The sequence below is a fragment of the Pseudomonas sp. OG7 genome, assembly GCF_014192825.1.
GTDB classification, from domain to species: domain Bacteria; phylum Pseudomonadota; class Gammaproteobacteria; order Pseudomonadales; family Pseudomonadaceae; genus Aquipseudomonas; species Aquipseudomonas monteilii.
In genome coordinates this window covers 420,446-438,316 of record NZ_JACHYK010000003.1, presented here as the reverse complement: position 1 = coordinate 438,316, position 17,871 = coordinate 420,446, and the positions used below count along the sequence as shown (strand labels likewise).

19 protein-coding genes and 1 tRNA gene are annotated in these 17,871 nt (G+C 62.1%); 7 read left to right on the top strand and 13 right to left on the bottom strand.

What is annotated here, in order from left to right; genetic code table 11:
- Nucleotides 1-10: 10 nt before the first annotated feature.
- The 9 genes from FHW75_RS10115 to FHW75_RS10075 all read right to left on the bottom strand — a co-directional run bounded on the left by FHW75_RS10115 (nucleotide 11) and on the right by FHW75_RS10075 (nucleotide 7,477).
- A complete protein-coding gene (locus FHW75_RS10115) occupies nucleotides 11-481 on the bottom strand; it encodes an OsmC family protein (RefSeq protein WP_027609758.1) in 471 nt (156 codons plus the stop codon).
- 204 nt (nucleotides 482-685) lie between these two features.
- Nucleotides 686-1,786 carry a redox-regulated ATPase YchF gene (ychF, locus tag FHW75_RS10110; RefSeq protein WP_016713314.1) on the bottom strand — a complete coding sequence of 367 codons (1,101 nt, stop codon included), beginning with the start codon at nucleotides 1,784-1,786 and terminating at the stop codon, nucleotides 686-688.
- Between the two features lie 24 nt (nucleotides 1,787-1,810).
- Nucleotides 1,811-2,395 carry an aminoacyl-tRNA hydrolase gene (gene pth / locus FHW75_RS10105; RefSeq protein ID WP_012270476.1) on the bottom strand — a complete coding sequence of 195 codons (585 nt, stop codon included), beginning with the start codon at nucleotides 2,393-2,395 and terminating at the stop codon, nucleotides 1,811-1,813.
- Nucleotides 2,396-2,474: 79 nt separating this feature from the next.
- Nucleotides 2,475-3,068: a 50S ribosomal protein L25/general stress protein Ctc gene (locus FHW75_RS10100; protein ID WP_016713313.1), complete on the bottom strand. Its 594-nt coding sequence runs from the start codon at nucleotides 3,066-3,068 to the stop codon at nucleotides 2,475-2,477.
- Between the two features lie 118 nt (nucleotides 3,069-3,186).
- Nucleotides 3,187-4,128 (bottom strand): ribose-phosphate pyrophosphokinase, encoded by a 942-nt coding sequence (locus FHW75_RS10095; RefSeq protein ID WP_003247410.1) that lies wholly within the window; start codon nucleotides 4,126-4,128, stop codon nucleotides 3,187-3,189.
- A 48-nt stretch (nucleotides 4,129-4,176) separates the two neighbouring features.
- Nucleotides 4,177-4,251: transfer RNA gene (locus FHW75_RS10090), tRNA-Gln, on the bottom strand.
- A gap of 20 nt (nucleotides 4,252-4,271) precedes the next feature.
- A complete protein-coding gene (ispE, locus tag FHW75_RS10085; protein WP_019098860.1) occupies nucleotides 4,272-5,129 on the bottom strand; it encodes a 4-(cytidine 5'-diphospho)-2-C-methyl-D-erythritol kinase in 858 nt (285 codons plus the stop codon).
- Between the two features lie 4 nt (nucleotides 5,130-5,133).
- Nucleotides 5,134-5,751 carry a lipoprotein insertase outer membrane protein LolB gene (gene lolB, locus FHW75_RS10080; RefSeq protein ID WP_019098859.1) on the bottom strand — a complete coding sequence of 206 codons (618 nt, stop codon included), beginning with the start codon at nucleotides 5,749-5,751 and terminating at the stop codon, nucleotides 5,134-5,136.
- Between the two features lie 4 nt (nucleotides 5,752-5,755).
- Complete coding sequence (locus tag FHW75_RS10075) at nucleotides 5,756-7,477, bottom strand: tetratricopeptide repeat protein (RefSeq protein WP_019098858.1); 1,722 nt, start codon at nucleotides 7,475-7,477, stop codon at nucleotides 5,756-5,758.
- A gap of 745 nt (nucleotides 7,478-8,222) precedes the next feature.
- On the opposite strand from FHW75_RS10075, the gene FHW75_RS10070 reads away from it, so the two are divergent.
- From FHW75_RS10070 to FHW75_RS10040, 7 genes are all read left to right on the top strand, one after another.
- On the top strand, nucleotides 8,223-8,381 hold the full coding sequence (locus FHW75_RS10070; RefSeq protein ID WP_183673565.1) for a hypothetical protein: 159 nt from the start codon (nucleotides 8,223-8,225) through the stop codon (nucleotides 8,379-8,381).
- A gap of 94 nt (nucleotides 8,382-8,475) precedes the next feature.
- On the top strand, nucleotides 8,476-9,753 hold the full coding sequence (hemA, locus tag FHW75_RS10065; RefSeq protein ID WP_019099810.1) for a glutamyl-tRNA reductase: 1,278 nt from the start codon (nucleotides 8,476-8,478) through the stop codon (nucleotides 9,751-9,753).
- On the top strand, nucleotides 9,750-10,832 hold the full coding sequence (gene prfA, locus FHW75_RS10060; protein WP_016713307.1) for a peptide chain release factor 1: 1,083 nt from the start codon (nucleotides 9,750-9,752) through the stop codon (nucleotides 10,830-10,832). The genes hemA and prfA overlap by 4 nt, the downstream gene beginning before the upstream one ends.
- The gene (prmC, locus tag FHW75_RS10055) at nucleotides 10,832-11,662 is read left to right on the top strand and encodes a peptide chain release factor N(5)-glutamine methyltransferase (RefSeq protein ID WP_084297404.1); all 831 of its coding nucleotides are present in this window, start codon (nucleotides 10,832-10,834) and stop codon (nucleotides 11,660-11,662) included. The genes prfA and prmC overlap by 1 nt, the downstream gene beginning before the upstream one ends.
- Nucleotides 11,656-12,411 carry a molybdopterin-synthase adenylyltransferase MoeB gene (locus FHW75_RS10050; RefSeq protein WP_016713305.1) on the top strand — a complete coding sequence of 252 codons (756 nt, stop codon included), beginning with the start codon at nucleotides 11,656-11,658 and terminating at the stop codon, nucleotides 12,409-12,411. Before prmC ends, FHW75_RS10050 begins: the two co-directional genes overlap by 7 nt.
- Entirely contained in the window at nucleotides 12,404-13,201 is a 798-nt protein-coding gene (gene murI, locus FHW75_RS10045; RefSeq protein ID WP_019099808.1) for a glutamate racemase, read from the top strand. Before FHW75_RS10050 ends, murI begins: the two co-directional genes overlap by 8 nt.
- A gap of 106 nt (nucleotides 13,202-13,307) precedes the next feature.
- A complete protein-coding gene (locus tag FHW75_RS10040; protein WP_025754819.1) occupies nucleotides 13,308-13,826 on the top strand; it encodes an acyloxyacyl hydrolase in 519 nt (172 codons plus the stop codon).
- Between the two features lie 16 nt (nucleotides 13,827-13,842).
- On the opposite strand, the gene FHW75_RS10035 is transcribed toward FHW75_RS10040, so the two are convergent.
- The 4 genes from FHW75_RS10035 to FHW75_RS10020 are packed head-to-tail and all read right to left on the bottom strand — an operon-like array spanning nucleotide 13,843 to nucleotide 17,833.
- On the bottom strand, nucleotides 13,843-14,544 hold the full coding sequence (locus FHW75_RS10035; protein WP_084297403.1) for an SDR family oxidoreductase: 702 nt from the start codon (nucleotides 14,542-14,544) through the stop codon (nucleotides 13,843-13,845).
- A 13-nt stretch (nucleotides 14,545-14,557) separates the two neighbouring features.
- Nucleotides 14,558-15,985: a deoxyribodipyrimidine photo-lyase gene (phrB, locus tag FHW75_RS10030; RefSeq protein WP_027609757.1), complete on the bottom strand. Its 1,428-nt coding sequence runs from the start codon at nucleotides 15,983-15,985 to the stop codon at nucleotides 14,558-14,560.
- Complete coding sequence (locus FHW75_RS10025) at nucleotides 15,976-16,875, bottom strand: MerR family transcriptional regulator (protein WP_084297402.1); 900 nt, start codon at nucleotides 16,873-16,875, stop codon at nucleotides 15,976-15,978. Before FHW75_RS10025 ends, phrB begins: the two co-directional genes overlap by 10 nt.
- Nucleotides 16,865-17,833, bottom strand: coding sequence for a DUF523 and DUF1722 domain-containing protein (locus FHW75_RS10020; protein WP_019099803.1), 969 nt, complete (start codon nucleotides 17,831-17,833; stop codon nucleotides 16,865-16,867). The genes FHW75_RS10025 and FHW75_RS10020 overlap by 11 nt, the downstream gene beginning before the upstream one ends.
- Between the last annotated feature and the right edge of the window lie 38 nt (nucleotides 17,834-17,871).

Genomic DNA, 17,871 nt, shown 5'->3' with positions numbered 1-17,871 from the left:
CTCAATCCATCTATGCAGTCGTCACCACTGGCGCGCATTCAACCGGGAAGTTCACCGAGTTGGCAATAAAACACTCATGGTGCGCATCCTCATGCAAACGCAAGGCAAGCTCCCGGTCCGAGTTTGCACTGATGGTCACGTGCGGGCGCAATAGCACTTGAGTGAAGCGACCCTTCGCCTGTGTATCGCCCTCCACCATGCGCCCCAGTGGTTTGTCGACGTACTCCAGCACATTTACACCATTCACCGCACACAGGTGCAGGTACCAGAGCTTGTGGCAGGCCGACAGCGATGCTACCAGCATGTCTTCCGGGTTCCAGCGCTGTGGGTCACCGCGAAAGGCGGGGTCTGCCGATCCGGCCAAGGCAGCCTTGCCGGGGGCCTCAACGTTGAAGTCGCGTGCATAGGCGGTATAGCTGGAAGTACCGTCACCCTTGTTGCCGGTCCAGGTCACTTGCACTTCGTACTGGTGTTCTTTCATCTGTCCTCCTTGAACCCATGAGCCCATCGCGGGCAACGCCGACTATAGCGCTTCCTGTACTGTCGATGGCGGGCAGGGCCTCCAGCACCTCAATGCCCGCCTGCACATGACCGAGGACCTGAGCCTGGTGCTGGGGGGGCCGGGCAAAACAAAACCCCTTGAAGCGTAAGCCTCAAGGGGTTTGTGGTTACAGCAGGCTACCGCTTAGACGTTGAAGCGGAAGTGCATCACGTCGCCGTCTTTGACGATGTAATCCTTGCCTTCCAAACGCCATTTACCGGCTTCCTTGGCACCGCTCTCACCCTTGAACTGGATGAAGTCGTCATAGGCCACCACTTCAGCGCGGATGAAGCCTTTTTCGAAGTCGGTGTGGATCACGCCAGCGGCTTGTGGTGCGGTGGCACCCACGCGTACGGTCCAGGCACGTACTTCCTGCACGCCGGCAGTGAAGTAGGTTTGCAGGTTCAGCAGCTCGTAACCGGCGCGGATCACACGGTTCAGGCCAGGCTCTTCCAGGCCCAAGGCCTCGAGGAACATGTCCTTCTCTTCACCGTCGTCCAGCTCGGCGATTTCCGCTTCGATCTTGTTGCACACCGGCACCACCACCGCGCCTTCTTCCTCGGCAATGGCCTTGACCACGTCCAGGTGCGGGTTGTTGTCGAAACCGTCTTCCGCCACGTTGGCGATGTACATCACCGGCTTGCTGGTCAGCAGGTGGAAGCCGCGGATGACCGCCTTGTCTTCGGCGCTCATGTTCTTCATCAGGCTGCGCGCTGGCTTGCCTTCGGTGAAGTGCGGGATCAACTGCTCCAGGATAGCCTTCTGCGCCAGGGCTTCCTTGTCGCCGCCCTTGGCGTTGCGGGCAACCTTCTGCAGTTGCTTCTCGCAGCTGTCGAGGTCGGCGAAGATCAGTTCGAGGTCGATGATCTCGATGTCACGCTTGGGGTCGACGCTGTTGGAAACGTGGATCACGTTTTCGTCTTCGAAGCAGCGCACCACGTGGGCAATGGCGTCGGTCTCGCGGATGTTGGCGAGGAACTTGTTGCCCAGGCCTTCGCCTTTCGACGCACCCGCCACCAGGCCGGCGATGTCGACGAATTCCATGGTGGTGGGCAGGATGCGGTTTGGCTTGACGATTTCAGCCAGCGCATTCAGGCGCGCATCGGGCATCGGCACGATGCCGCTGTTTGGCTCGATGGTGCAGAAAGGGAAGTTCTCCGCCGCGATGCCAGACTTGGTCAGGGCGTTGAACAGGGTGGACTTGCCGACGTTGGGCAGGCCGACGATGCCGCAATTGAAACCCATGGGTATTCCCCTCTCTAAAGGAAATCAGGCCTTCTGGCTGTGCAGCTCGCGCATCGCCTTGGCGAAGTCGCCGGCAAGCACGTCCGGCAGCACGCCGAGGGCAAAATCGATGCTGGCGTCGAGCTTCTCCTGCTCGGCGCGCGGCGCGCGGCCCAGGACGAAGTTGGAGACCAGTTTGGCGTCGCCCGGGTGGCCGATGCCAAGCCGCAGGCGGTGGAAGTCGTTCTGGTTGCCGAGCTGCGCGATGATGTCGCGCAGGCCGTTATGCCCACCATGGCCGCCGCCGCGCTTGAGCTTGGCAACGCCCGGAGGCAGGTCGAGTTCGTCGTGTGCCACCAGGATCGCTTCCGGCTTGATGCGGAAGAAATTGGCCAAGGCCGCCACGGACTGGCCGCTACGGTTCATGTAGGTGGTGGGGATCAACAAACGAACGTCGTTGCCCTGATGGCTGAACTTAGCCGTCAGGCCGAAATATTTCTTGTCAGCGGTCAGCGAAACACGCTGTGCGCTGGCAATGCGTTCAACGAAAAGAGCCCCTGCGTTATGCCGGGTCTGTTCGTATTCGGGGCCGGGGTTACCCAGGCCGACGATCAACTGGATGGCGGTCACGTCAGGGGCTCTTCCTTGGAGTTGGTGGGTTACAGGGCGCGCGGCACTGTAACCCGATCAACGCCGGCGTGCGAGTAGATTACTCGGCAGCGCCTTCTGCTTCTGGAGCAACGCGTGGAGCGTGAACGTTGGCAACAGCTTTGTCATCACCGTGGGCCAGAGCAACGAACTCTACGCCTTTCGGAGCTTTCAGATCCGACAGGTGGATGATGGTGCCGACTTCGGCGTTGGCCAGGTCAACTTCGATGAACTCAGGCAGGTCTTTGGCTTCGCAGGAAACTTCGATCTCGGAAACAACGTGGGAGATCTCGCCGCCTTTCTTGACCGGTGCTTCTTCGTTGATGAAGTGCACTGGAACAACAGCGGTCAGTTTCTGGCCAGCAACAACGCGAACGAAGTCGGCGTGCATGATGAACTGCTTGGCTGGGTGGCGCTGCATGGCCTTGATGATGACGTTTTGCTTAACGCCGTCAACGTTCAGCTCGATAACGTGGCTGAAGGCAGCTTCGTTTTCGAACAGCTTGGTGATTTCCTTGGCCAGGATGGTCAGGGATTGAGCTTCTTTATCGCCACCGTAGACAACGGCCGGGATGCTCAGCGAGTGACGCAGGCGGCGGCTCGCACCTTTCCCCAGGTCAGTACGCGCTTGGGCGTTCAGGATGAAATCAGTCATTTTACTTCTCCAAAATAGCCCCCCGAGGGCGTTTGCGACCAGCGCCAACGGGGATGGCAAAAAAGCCCCGCCCCAACACATGTTGGGGCGGGGCGCTTCATATCAACACGCGTTCCGCTTAGCGGAACATCGCGCTGATCGATTCTTCGTTGCTGATGCGGCGTACCGCTTCAGCGACAACCGGTGCGATATCCAGCTGGCGGATACGGTCACAGGCTTGAGCAGCGGCGGACAGCGGAACGGTGTTGGTCACCACCAGCTCGTCCAGTACCGACTTCTCGATGTTCTCGATCGCGCGGCCCGACAGGACAGGGTGCGTGCAGTAGGCGTAAACCTTGGCAGCGCCGTGTTCTTTCAGGGCTTTGGCCGCGTGGCACAGGGTGCCGGCGGTGTCGACCATGTCGTCTACCAGGATGCAGGTGCGCCCTTCGACGTCGCCGATGATGTGCATAACCTCGGAGTGGTTAGCCTTTTCACGGCGTTTGTCGATGATACCCAGGTCGACACCCAGGGACTTGGCGACTGCACGTGCACGCACGACACCACCGATGTCCGGGGAGACGATCATCAGGTTCTCGAAACGCTGGTCTTCGATGTCGTCGACCAGTACGGGCGAGCCGTAGATGTTGTCGACCGGGATATCGAAGAAGCCTTGGATCTGGTCAGCGTGCAGGTCGACGGTGAGAACACGGTCGATACCCACGACAGTGAGCATGTCAGCGACGACTTTGGCGCTGATGGCTACACGTGCCGAACGCGGACGGCGGTCCTGGCGGGCATATCCGAAGTAAGGAATCACGGCGGTGATTCGGGATGCTGAGGAGCGGCGGAAGGCATCGGCCATCACTACCAGTTCCATCAGGTTATCGTTGGTCGGGGCACAGGTCGGCTGAATAATGAAAACGTCTTTACCGCGAACATTTTCATTGATCTCAGTGCTGATCTCACCGTCGGAGAATTTACCGACAGAGACGTCACCGAGAGGGATATGCAGCTGACGTACGACACGCCGAGCCAGATCGGGGTTAGCGTTCCCCGTAAAGACCATCATCTTGGACACGCGCAGTACCTGAAGGCTGAGGGTATACCTGGATGAGTATAAGGAAAATGGCAGGGGCGGCTGGATTCGAACCAACGCATGGCAGGATCAAAACCTGCTGCCTTACCGCTTGGCGACGCCCCTGTATCTGTTGCTGCGAACGCTTATGCGCTCGGCTTCTTGACCAGACTTTGCAGCTTGCGATGCAACATCGAAACATTGCTTCCTTTCGCCACAAACCCTGTTTGGGTCGCTGAAAGAAGGGCCAGAACTTTATCAGCTTCGGCTTTGCTTGGGAAGGCCCCAAACACACAACTTCCAGTGCCGGTTAGTCGAGCCTCAGTGAATTTTCCCAGTGAATTCAATGCGTTGCGAACTTCTGGGTAATTCTGCTCTACCACCGGTTGGCAGTCATTTCGACTGTTTCCCTTGGGAACGGGGCGCATCTTAAGGGGGAGTGAATCACGTGTCAACTGTGGATGCGAAAAAATTTCTACTGTGCTGACAGACACTTGCGGCACCAGCACGACATACCAAGGTTCTTCCGGGTCTACCGGGGTGAGTTGTTCGCCCACGCCCTGGGCGAACGCCGCATGGCCGCGCACGAATACCGGTACGTCGGCGCCCAGGCTCAGGCCCAGTGCGGCCAGGCGGTCTTCGTCCCAGTCCAGCTGCCAGAGGTGGGCCAGGGCCAGCAGGGTGGTGGCGGCATCCGAGCTGCCACCACCGATGCCGCCACCCATGGGCAGCACTTTGGTCAGCCAGATGTCGGCGCCGAGCGTGGTGCCGGATTGCTCCTGCAACTTGCGGGCGGCGCGCACGATCAGGTTGCTGTCGTGCGGTACGGCTTCAATCTCGGTGTGCAGGCGGATCACGCCATCGTCACGCAGGGCGAAACTCAGTTCGTCGCCATGGTCGAGAAACTGGAACACGGTTTCCAGCTCGTGGTAACCATCTGGGCGGCGGCCGATGATGTGCAGCCACAAGTTGAGCTTGGCCGGGGCGGGCAGGGTGAGTTGCATGTGATCAGTGCCCCAGCTGGCGTGGCTGCCAGTCCTTGACCACCAGGGTCACGTCCAGGTCCTTGCCGTGCAGTTTCAGGCGCTCGGGCAGCCAGTAACCGTTCTGCTCGGTGTAGCTCAGGTACTGCACCTGCCAGCCGTCCTGGTCGAGGCTGGCCAGACGGCTGTCACCGTCCAGGGTCAGCTTGCTCTTGCTGTCGGGGGCGGGCAGGCCGCGTACCCACCAGACCAGGTGGGACACCGGCAGTTGCCAGCCAAGCTGCTCTTCCAGCAAAGCTTCGGGACTCGTGGCCTCGTAACGGCCCTGGTTGGCCACTTCCAGTACCACACCACCCGGGCGGCCGGTCAGGCGTGCGGCACCACGGCCCAGCGGGCCGGCAAGGCGAATGTCGTAGTAGTCCTGGCGCTGCAGCCAGAACAGCGTGCCGCTGCCGGAGTCGCGCGGGGCGCGGATGCCGACCTTGCCGTTGATCTGCCAGCCATCGAGGCTGCTCAGTTGTTCTTTATGGGCGCGCCACTGTTGTGGGTTGCCGTGGCCCTGCAGGGCCTCGCGGCTACCGAAACCGGCACAACCGGCCAGCAGGGCGATCAGGGTGAAGGAGATGCAATGGCGCAGGAACATGGCGTTAAAGGGTCTCGGATCCGGTCAGGCGCAGGAGGGTCTTGCGCAGGATGGGGCTGTCGGCCTGGGCTTCGAAGCCTTTGGCCCACACCTGGCGGGCTTCGCGGCGCTTGCCGTTGGCCCACAGCACTTCACCCAGGTGGGCGGCCACTTCATGGTCGGGGAAGTTGGCAAAGGCCTGACGCAGGTAGGTTTCGGCCTCGTCGAGGTTGCCCAGGCGATAGTTGACCCAACCCAGGCTGTCGAGCACTGCCGGGTCGTCCGGGGTCAACTGGTGGGCTTTGTCGATCAGCGCCTTGGCTTCGCTGTAGCGGGTAGTGCGGTCGGCCAGGGTGTAACCCAGGGCGTTCAGGGCCATGGCATTTTCTGGCTCGCGGGTGATGATGGCGCGCAGGTCTTTTTCCATCTGTGCCAGATCGTCGCTTTTTTCGGCCAGCATGGCGCGGGTGTACAGCAGGTTGAGGTCGTCTGGGTACCGTTGGATGGCTTGTTGAAGCACCTGGTTGGCCTGGGCGTCCTTGTTGTTGTTGCTGTAGCTTTCCGACTCGATCAGGTACAGCTGGATGGCGAGGTCCGGCTGGGCTTCGCGGGCTTCGGCGAGCAGGCGCGAAGCGTCGGTGCCTCGGCCGTTGGCAATCAGGATATCGGCCTGGCGCAGTTGCGCGGGTAGGTAATCGGGGCCAGGGCCGACCAGCGCGTATTCGCGCAGAGCGCCTGCGGGATCGTGGCGCTCTTCCCGGATGCGGCCCAGGTTCAGGTGCGCGGCGTCGACGTTGCTGTCACGCTCGATCAGTTCCTGCAGGTAGCCTTCGGCTTCATCCCAGTCTTTGTTCTCCAGGCACACCAGCGCCAGGGAGTAACGAAGTTCGTCATCGTCAGGGTACTGCTGGACCAGGCTGAGGAACTCGCCCTTGGCATCGGCGATGCGGTCTTGCTCGACCAGGGTGCGGGCGTAGGTCAGGCGCAGGCGCTTGTCATCCGGGTTGTCGCGGATAGCGCTGCGCAGCAGTGGCAGGGCTTCCGGGCCACGGTCCAGAGTCTGCAGCAATCGGGCGCGCAGTAGGATCGGGGCGATTTCGCCGTTCTGCGCCGGGTGCGACTCAAGCAGCTCCAGTGCCTCTTCGGCCTTGCCGTCCTGATTCAGCAGTAGCGCTTTGCCGAACACCAGCTGGCCGTTGTTCGGGTATTTCACCAGCAGGCGCTCGAAGCTTTGCAGCAGGCCATCGCGGGTGCTCTGGTCGGTTTCGGCGGCAGACAGGGCGAGGAAGTCGAAGTGGGTGTCGCCTTGGCCCTGCAGCACCTTTTCCATATAGGCCATGGCGTCGTCATAGCGGCCGGCGCGGGCCAGCTGGATGGCGGCGGCGCGTTGGGCGTCGAGGTTTTGCGGGTCGTTGCGGGCCCAGACCAGGGCGTTTTCCAGCGATGGCTCGTCGGCGCCGAGGTACTCGGCGATGCGATAGGCACGTTCGGAAACCCCAGGGTCCTGGGTTTTGGCGGCCTGGTCGGTGTAATTGGCCAGGGCGATGTCGAAGCGGTTGCGCTGGCCGGCCAGCTCTGCGACCAGCAGGCTATAGAGTGTGTCCTGCTTGAACGAGCCATACACCACGGGCTTTTGGGCCTCGCTCTTTGCGGCCTCGGCGACGGGAGGCTCGGCCTTTTGCGGGGCCAGGCTCTGGCAGCCCTGAAGCAGGGCGAAGGCAAGCAGCAATGCGTATGGTTTGTTCATAGAAGGCTTTAGAAGGACTCACCGGCGGTCGGAGCATGATGACACAAGCGCGGTGGCAAACCCACCTGCGAAGGTATGAAGCTGCGCTTCGCTTATGCAGACCGCGCAGCGCCTGCGTGGTTCGCCGCAGAGCCTGCCAACACGATCCAGTGCTCTTGCTCTTGCTTCAGCTTTTGCTTCTAAGCGCGCGATAGTTCAGGCGCTGCAGATTGCGACTTCAGGAGGCCGAGCGGAGGGATTGCGGAGGGAGGTGACGGGCATGGATGCCCGTCAAGCGCTGAGGCCCCATGGATGGGGCCTGCAGCGCGTACTCCCGGGAGCAAGCCCGTAGCGAGGGAACCCCGGAGCGCAGCGTAGGGGCCGGATGATGGGAGCGGACGGTTTTTGGTTCCTTTTTGCCACGACAAAAAGGGACCCGCCGTAAGGGCGGAAAGGTGACTGAGCGCCACCTTCGAGAATGAATGTTTACTGTGTTGTTGATGCCCACGCCTAAAAGCGAAAAGCGAAAAGCTTAAGCGATGGTTTTTATATAGCGATAAGTTCGTATGCGGTGGCGACGCATACTCACCTTTTCGCCCTTACGGCGAGTCACTTTTTGCCAAACGCGGCAAAAAGTAACCAAAAAACGCTGCGCTCCCATCATCCGGCCCCTACGCTGCGCTCCGGGGTTCCCTCACTCCGGCCTTGCTCCCGGGAGGACCGCGCTGCAGGCCCCATCCTGGGGCCCAGCGCTTGACGGGCATCCATGCCCGTCACCTCCCTCCGCAAGGCCTGCGTTCGGCCTCCTGAAGTCGCGAAGATCAAGATCAAGATCAAAAGCCAGATCAAAAGCCAGATCAAAAGCCAGATCAAAAGCGGGGGAGGGCTGAAATTACCGCTGATGCTGGCCTGGACGCGGCGATAGCCGCAGCGTTATCAGCGCAATAGCGAACGGTGGTTGTCCAAAAACCTGCGAAAGAGGACAATTATCGGCTTCCCGTCACAACCAGCGACCTTGCATGGCCTTTCTTGCACTTGGTATCAACCATAAGACTGCCTCGGTAGACGTACGCGAGCGCGTGGCGTTTACCCCAGAGCAGCTGGTAGACGCCCTGCAGCAGCTCTGCCGACTGACATCCAGCCGCGAAGCGGCGATCCTGTCGACCTGCAACCGCAGCGAGCTGTATATAGAGCAGGACCACCTGTCCGCCGACGCCGTGTTGCAATGGCTGGCCGACTATCACCGCCTCAGCCTCGACGAGCTGCGCGCCAGCGCCTACGTGCACGAAGAGCACGATGCCGTGAGGCATATGATGCGCGTGGCCTCAGGCCTGGACTCGCTGGTACTCGGTGAGCCGCAGATTCTCGGCCAGATGAAGTCGGCCTACGCCGTGGCGCGTGAAGCAGGTACCGTCGGCCCGCTGCTCGGGCGCCTGTTCCAGGCCACCTTCAGCGCCGCCAAGCAGGTGCGTACCGACACTGCAATCGGCGAAAACCCGGTTTCGGTGGCGTTTGCCGCGGTCAGCCTGGCCAAACAGATCTTCGCCGACCTGGGTCGCAGCCAGGCCTTGCTGATCGGTGCCGGCGAAACCATCACCCTGGTCGCCCGCCACCTGCACGAGCAGGGCGTACGTCGTATCGTCGTGGCCAACCGCACCCTGGAGCGCGCCAGCACGCTGGCCGAGCAGTTCGGTGCGCATGCCGTGCTGCTGGCCGACATCCCCCAGGAGCTGGCCAACAGCGACATCGTCATCAGTTCCACCGCCAGCCAGTTGCCGATCCTGGGCAAAGGCGCGGTCGAGAGTGCGCTCAAGCAGCGCCGGCACAAGCCGATCTTCATGGTCGACATCGCCGTGCCGCGCGACATCGAAACTGAAGTCGGCGAACTGGACGATGTCTACCTGTACACTGTCGATGACCTGCACGATGTGGTGGCGGAAAACCTCAAGAGCCGCCAGGGCGCGGCCCAGGCCGCCGAAGAGCTGGTGTCGGTGGGCGCCGAAGACTTCATGCTGCGCCTGCGTGAACTGGCTGCGGTGGATGTGCTCAAGGCCTATCGCCAGCAAAGCGAGCGCCTGCGCGACGAAGAACTGCAAAAAGCCCAGCGCCTGCTGGCGAACGGCGGCAACCCCGAAGACGTGCTGGCCCAACTGGCCCGGGGCCTGACCAACAAACTCCTGCATGCGCCCAGCGTGCAGTTGAAAAAGCTCTCGGCCGAGGGCCGCCTCGATGCGCTGGCCATGGCCCAGGAACTCTTTGCCCTCAACGAGGGCTCCACGGACAAATCCCCGCAATGAAAGCGTCGCTGCTGAATAAACTGGAAATCCTCCAGGACCGCTTCGAAGAACTCACCGCCCTGCTCGGTGACGCCGAAGTCATTTCCGACCAGACACGCTTTCGCGCGTATTCCCGTGAGTACGCCGAGGTGGAGCCGGTCTACGCTGCTTATAAAGAGTGGCGCAAAGTGCAGGACGACCTCGAAGGCGCCCAGGCGCTGCTCAAGGACAGTGACCCGGACCTGCGCGAAATGGCCGTGGAAGAAGTGCGTGAAGCCAAGGAGCAACTGTTGACGCTGGAGGCGCAGCTGCAACGCATGCTGCTGCCCAAAGACCCTAACGATGGTCGCAACGTGTTCCTCGAAATCCGCGCCGGCACCGGTGGCGACGAGGCGGCGATCTTCTCTGGCGACTTGTTCCGCATGTACTCGCGCTACGCCGAAAAGCGCGGCTGGCGCCTGGAAATTCTGTCCGAGAACGAAGGCGAGCACGGCGGCTACAAGGAAATCATCGCCCGTGTCGAGGGTGAGAACGTTTACGGCAAGCTCAAGTTCGAGTCGGGCGCTCACCGCGTCCAGCGCGTACCCGAGACCGAATCCCAGGGCCGTGTGCACACCTCCGCATGCACGGTGGCGGTGCTACCCGAGCCGGACGAACAGGCCGCCATCGAAATCAACCCGGCCGACCTGCGCGTGGACACCTACCGTGCCTCCGGCGCCGGTGGCCAGCACGTGAACAAGACCGACTCGGCCATCCGCATCACTCACTTGCCTACCGGCATCGTGGTCGAATGCCAGGAAGAGCGTTCGCAGCACAAGAACCGGGCTCGCGCCATGTCCTGGCTGTCGGCCAAGCTCAACGACATGCAGACCAGCGCAGCACAGAATGCCATCGCCAGCGAACGCAAGCTGCTGGTGGGCTCTGGCGACCGCTCCGAGCGCATCCGCACGTACAATTATCCACAGGGCCGGGTGACCGACCACCGCATCAACCTGACCCTGTATTCGCTGGACGACATCCTCAGTGGTGGCGTAGAGGCGGTGATCGAACCGCTACTGGCCGAATACCAGGCCGATCAACTGGCCGCCCTGGGGGACTGATGACCATCATCGCCAGCCTGCTGCGCAACGCGCAGTTGCCCGAATCGCCCACCGAACGGCTGGATGCCGAATTGCTGCTGGCGGCTGCCATCGGCAAGTCGCGTAGTTACTTGCACACCTGGCCCGAGCGTATCGTCAGCAGCGAAGATGCCGAGACTTACGCGGGTTACCTGCAGCGCCGCCGTGGCGGCGAGCCGGTGGCTTACATTCTCGGGCAGCAGGGCTTCTGGACAATCGACCTGGAAGTGGCGCCGCATACCCTGATCCCGCGGCCAGACACCGAGCTGTTGGTCGAGACGGCCCTCGAACTGCAACCCGCCTCGCCAGCCAAGGTGCTGGACCTGGGCACCGGTACGGGCGCGATTGCCCTGGCCTTGGCCAGTGATCGCCCGGCCTGGCAGGTGACTGCGGTTGACCGGGTAGAGGAAGCCGCTGCCCTGGCTGAGCGCAACCGCCAGCGCCTGGGCCTGGCTAATGCCCAGGTGCGGGTAAGCCACTGGTTCGACAGCCTGGTCGGCGAGCGTTTTGACCTGATTGTCAGTAACCCGCCTTACATCGCAGCTGCAGATCCTCACCTGGTGGCCGGTGACGTGCGCTTCGAGCCCAGCAGTGCGCTGGTCGCTGGCGTCGATGGCCTGGACGACCTGCGCGTGATTGCTGCCCAAGCCCCTGCGCACCTGTTGCCGGGGGGCTGGTTGTTGCTGGAGCATGGCTACGATCAGGCAGCAGCGGTACGCGCCTTGCTGGCGGAACACGGTTTTATCGAGGTTGCCAGCCGCACGGACCTGGGCGGCCGTGAACGCATTACCCTGGGGCGCCTGCCATGCTGAGTGATGAGGAACTGTTGCGTTACAGCCGGCAGGTACTGCTGGCCCAGATCGACATCGATGGCCAGTTGCGGCTCAAGCAGAGCAAGGCGCTGATCGTCGGGCTCGGTGGCCTTGGCTCGCCAGTTGCCCTGTACCTGGCCGCCGCCGGGGTGGGTGAGCTGCACCTGGCCGACTTCGACACCGTCGACCTCACCAACCTGCAACGCCAGGTCATCCACGACAGTGCCAGTGTCGGCATGAGCAAGGTCGACTCGGCCTTGCAGCGCCTGGAGGCGATCAACCCGGAAATCAGCCTGGTTGCCCACCGCCAAGCACTGGACGAGGACTCGCTCGCTGCCGCCGTGGCGGCGGTCGACCTGGTACTGGATTGCTCCGACAACTTCGGTACCCGCGAGGCGGTAAACGCCGCGTGTGTCGCGGCTGGCAAGCCACTGGTCAGCGGCGCGGCGATCCGCCTGGAAGGGCAGTTGTCGGTGTTCGACCCGCGACGTGACTACAGCCCTTGCTACCACTGCCTGTACGGGCATGGCAGCGAAGCCGAGCTGACGTGCAGCGAAGCCGGTGTGATCGGCCCACTGGTGGGGCTGGTAGGCAGCTTGCAGGCGCTGGAAGCGATGAAGCTGCTGGCCGGGTTCGGCGAGCCGCTGGTCGGCCGCCTGCTGTTGATCGATGCTCTCGGCACGCGCATCCGCGAATTGCGGGTCAAGCGCGACCCGGCCTGTGCAGTCTGCGGCAAGCGCGATGGCTGAGCGTTCGGCGCCAATCGGCGTAATGGACTCCGGGGTTGGCGGCTTGTCGGTGCTCGCCGAGATCCAGCGGCTGCTGCCCAACGAGACGCTGCTGTACGTGGGCGATTGCGGCCACATACCCTACGGCGAGAAGTCGCCAGATTATATCCGTGAGCGTCTCCGGCGCATTGCTGCGTTCTTCCATGAACAGGGCGCCAAGGCCATGGTACTGGCCTGCAATACCGCCACGGTGGCGGCGGTGGCCGACCTGCGCGAGTTGTACCCGACCTGGCCGCTGGTGGGCATGGAGCCGGCGGTGAAGCCCGCTGCCGCCGCCACGCGCTCGGGCGTGGTCGGTGTGCTGGCCACCACCGGTACCCTGCAAAGCGCCAAGTTCGCCGCCTTGCTCGACCGTTTTGCCAATGACGTACAGGTCATCACCCAACCTTGCCCGGGGTTGGTCGAGTTGATCGAGGCCGGCGACCTGGCCAGCCCGGCAGTGCGCCAGTTGTTGCAAGGTTATGTACAGCCGTTGCTGGCCGCTGGCTGCGACACGCTGATCCTGGGCTGCACCCATTACCCCTTCCTGCGCCCGTTGCTGGCCGGCATGGTGCCAGCCGATGTGGCCATCATCGACACCGGCGCCGCGGTGGCGCGCCAGTTGCAGCGGCTGCTGGGCGCGAATGACCTGCTGGCCGATGGGCCGGCCCGGGATACCCGCTTCTGGACCAGCGCCGACCCGCAAACCCTCAGAAATATCCTACCGATGCTGTGGCATGAGTCTGGCGATGTGCAAAGCTTTGCGTTGTGAAAAAAACGTGAAAATTAGCTGAACTATCGTTCCACTGCCGCGCTCTACCGCTTTGCCTGAGATGAGGCAGGCTTTAATAACAGCATCAGGAAGAAGGATGTTTCTCATGAAGAAACTGCTCGGCTTGGCGGCGGCTGCCGCTTTTACTCTGGGGCAAGCACTATCGGCGCAGGCAGCCGATGTTTCCTTTTCGGTAGGTCAGACCGGTGACTCGACAATGGTCTACCGGCTTGGACTGCAATCAAACTGGGATGCCAGTTGGTGGCAGACCAGCGTTGGCCGCCTGACCGGCTATTGGGATGGGGCCTACACCTATTGGGATGGCGATGAGACGGCGAGCAACCACAGCCTTTCGTTCGCGCCAGTGTTCGTTTATGAGTTTGCCGGGGCGTCGGTCAAGCCCTACATCGAAGCCGGGATCGGTGTGGCAGCGTTTTCCAGCACCGAGCTGGAAAGCAACGAGCTGGGCTCGGCATTCCAGTTCGAAGACCGCATCGGCTTTGGCTTGCGCTTTGCTGGCGGGCATGAGATCGGCGTGCGGGCCATTCACTACTCCAACGCGGGTATCAAAGAGCCCAACGATGGAGTAGAGAGCTACAGCCTGCATTACCGCATGGCGCTGTAGCCGGCACGTTAGCCGTCTAGCTACGTGGCAGCGGCCATAGACTGCTCAGATCAAGTGTTTCCAGCACCAGCTCTGGCTCTCTCTGTGGCCACCGCCGCAGCAGTTCTTCAGCCGCACGCCGCGGCGTCCATTCCTCCGGTATGGCTTGCGCCGGCGTCACGGGTGTCTTCAGCGATTGGGGGCTGACCACCGTAACGTCTATCCCTTGGCCTTTCAGCGTCTTGCGCTGTTCACGCATCCATTGCGGCATATTGTTCCAGCCAGCGCTCACCTGGGTTGGTGCATACAGCTGCAGCGCCGAATAGCGGTTGAAAACGGCCATCACCTGCGGTGATTCACCTTTCAACAGCAAAGGCAGCGCATTGGCAAGGCTATGTTCACCCGCCAGCTGGTTGCTGGTGACAATCGCCTCGAACACATCGCTGCCCGCCAGTGGGGCATCCAGGTAGTCGGTGGTACCGGCGTTGATGACCAGACCATCCAGCGAGCACCAGGCATGGCATATCTGCTGGCACGCATCGGCCGCTTGCCCATCGGCATGCAACTGCCAGGGCAGGCGCAAGAAGCGCCGCCCATGCTGTGCCGCCAAGGCGTTCAATTCATCGCTTTCCTTAGCACTGGCGGCAACGCAATGGCCCTGTTCGAGCAAGCGTTCCACCAAAGCCAGACCTAATCCGTTGCTGGCGCCTGTAACCCAAAAACTGCGTGAGTCAGTCAAGACGTTGTGCCCTCTAATTCTGCCGACGTGGTAGCCCCTTGAAGGCTTCCAGTGCACGCTGGCGACTGCTGCTGAGATTCACCATGGGACAGTGATACAAATTATTATCAAAAAGATCTCGGTGTTTCACGGGCTCATGGATGGTTTTATCGTCGAGGTCACGTAATTCCGGCAGCCAGTGCCGAATGAACCGCCCCTGTGGGTCGAAACGTTGCGACTGCGAAATCGGGTTGAAGATGCGGAAATAGGGCACTGCATCGGTGCCGGTAGACGCGCTCCACTGCCAGCCGCCGTTGTTCGCGGCCAGGTCACCGTCTATCAGGTGGCGCATGAAGTAGCGCTCGCCCTTGCGCCAGTCGATCAGCAGGTTCTTGCTGAGGAACATGGCCACCACCATGCGCAGGCGGTTATGCATCCACCCAGTATGCAACAACTGGCGCATGGCGGCGTCGATGATCGGGAAACCCGTACGGCCCTGTTCCCAGGCTTCCAGATCTGCCGGTGCATCGCGCCAAGGCAACGCTTCGGTTTGCGCGCGGAAGGCGCGGTGGCGAGAGACCTGTGGGAAACCGGTCAGGATGTGCTTGTAGAACTCGCGCCACAGCAGCTCGTTGATCCAGGTTTGCACGCCGGCGCTGCCGCTGTCGAACTCGCCCCGGTTGCTGGCCAGGGCACCGTGCAGGCACTGGCGCGGCGAGATCACCCCCGCGGCCAGGTAGGCCGAAAGCTGGCTGGTGCCGGGTTTGGCTGGCAGGTCACGCAGTTGCTGGTAGTCATCAATGGTTTCATCGAGAAAGCGAGACAATCGCCCCTGCGCTTCGGCCTCACCCGCTGGCCAATGTGCTTGCAGGGCGCGCTCGGGCTTTTCAAAACCCTCCACATGCTGCGGAATCGGGTCGCTCTGGATCTGCAGGGGCGCTTGCTGTTTAACCCGGTGAGCCATGGCTGGCAGGCTGCGGTGCAGGTGCTCCAGACAGGTTTTTTTGAACTGGCTGAAAACCTGGAAGTAGTCGCCGCTGCGAGTGAGGACCGTGCCCGGGCGGAAGAACAGCTGGTCGAGGTGGCTGTGTGCCTGAATGCCCGACTTTTCCAGCAGGGCTCGAGTGGCATCGTCACGGCGCTGTTCGTTGATGCCGTACTCTTCATTCCAGTGAACGCTTGCCACCCGATGCTGGCGGCATACCTCAAGCACGGCCTGTGGTGCCTGATCCCAAGTGTCGATGCTGCGGATCAACAGGGGGATATTCAGGCCTTCCAGCGACTGGCGCACGTCGCGCAGGTTGCGCAGCCAGAAGTCGACTTTGCAGGCAGCGTCGTCATGGGCCAGCCACTGAGCGGGGCTGACCAGCCACAGGGCGATGGTTGGGCCACGTTCACTGGCGGCGCTGAGCGCAGTGTTGTCATTGATGCGCAGGTCACTGCGCAGCCAGGTCAAATGCATGGTGCAGGCGTCTCTTCAGGCTGGCGGTCATGGGCTTGGAGCAAGCGTAAAGCCGCTTGAGGGGTGTCGAACAGGGCGAGGTCTGGCAACTCGAGGGCACGCAGCTGCGCTTCATGCAGTACCAGCGTCGCACCGCCGGCCAAGGTTTTCACGGGCAGGTTGTGCAGGGTGCGTTGCAGTGCTTTGCCATCAACGCGTGGCCCCAGGTGCAGAAGCACGGCACGCGGGGCAAGCGTGCTTACGGCACGTTGCAGGTGCGGGCCGGTGACCGGGTGCTCCAGCACTTCTACCGGGAAACCGTTGCTGGTGAACAACCAGGCGCATAGCCATAAACCGGGGCTGAAAGCACGTTCACCGTCTTCCACCAGCAATACGGGCGGGCCCTGCAGCAACTGGTTGTCGTGGTACACGCGGGCGCCGAGCTTGCTGCGTAGCCAGCTGTGGAAAAACACCTGCTCCAGTTGCGCGTTGAAGTAATTGCGCCAGCGCAGGTCGAGCAGGTCGAGCAGTGGCAGCAGCAATTGTTCGCACAGGGTAACGGCGGGGTACAGCGCCATTGCCTGGTTGAGTTGGTGGTCAAGGGCACGCTGTGACAGGTTGGCGATAGCCTCGATCAGCTGGAGCTGCCGGGCCTGCCAGTCGCCTTTGGGCGCAGTGCTGGAGGGTTTGTCGAGCAGCTCGCGGACCTGCCCGACCGAGGCCCCCCGCTGCAGCCAGGCAAGGATGGCTTCGACCCGTTCGACCTGTTCCAGCGGGTACAGGCGGTGCCCTTTCGCGGTGCGCTGTGGCTTGAGCAGGCCATATCGGCGTTCCCAGGCGCGCAGGGTGACCGGGTTGACGCCGGTGCGACGGGCCAGCTCACCGATGGGCAACAAGGTTTCAGACGGCATTGCGCAGGCCCAGGTTTTCGGGGTGCGGCTGCAGGTACGCTTGCTGCTGCAGGTAGGGGTCAGGGTGGTTGCGTAAATGGTGCTTGAGCAGGGTCAGTGGCACCACCAGCGGTACCACGCCTTTTTGATACTGGCCGATGACCGTCTGCAGTTCGGCTTTGTCCTGTTGTGTCAGGCTGTCTTTGAAATAGCCGCAGAGATGCTGCAGCACGTTGCTGTGGGTTCCGCGGCTGGCGCAGCGACGCAGGGCCTGCATCAGTTGGCTGAAGTAGCGCGGGCCGATGTTTTGCGGGTCGTCATCGCGGCTCATGCTACCCAGCAGGCGCCCGAGGGTGCGGTAGGCCTGGGGGTTGTTGGCCATCACCAGGTATTTGTAACGCGAATGGAAGCGCACCAGCGCGCCACGGCTAAGGCCTTCGGCCAGCAGGCGCTGCCAGTCGGCGTAGGCATACACGCGGCTGATGAAGTTCTCTCGCAGCACGGCGTCGTGCAGGCGGCCTTCTTCTTCCACGGGTAGGTCCGGGCGTTTCACACAGAACGCCTGGGCGTAGACGCCGCGTCCTCGCTGGAGGGCCGGGTGGCCGTTGTCCTGGTAGACCTTGACCCGTTCCAGCCCGCAAGACGGTGATTTCTGCATGAAGATGTAGCCGCAAATGTCGTCGAGCTCGTCGGCCATTTGTTCGCCGTACGTGCGCAGCGGGCCGGTCAGGTCCATGCCGGGGTTACGGGTGCCGACCACTTCGGGATGTTCGGGGTTGCCTACCAGGCGGATAGGGTCACGCGGGACGCCAAGGCCGATGGCCACTTCCGGGCACACCGGCTGCCAGTCGAAATGTTGTTCCAGCTGCGTCAGGCACAGGTCGGAGGCCTTGTGGCCGCCGTTATAGCGCACGCTTTGGCCCGTCAGGCAGGCGCTGATGGCGATACGCGGCTTGCTGTGGGTGAAAGGGTCGTGCATGGCTGTCTCCAGTAAACCTGTACATGACAAAAAACTTG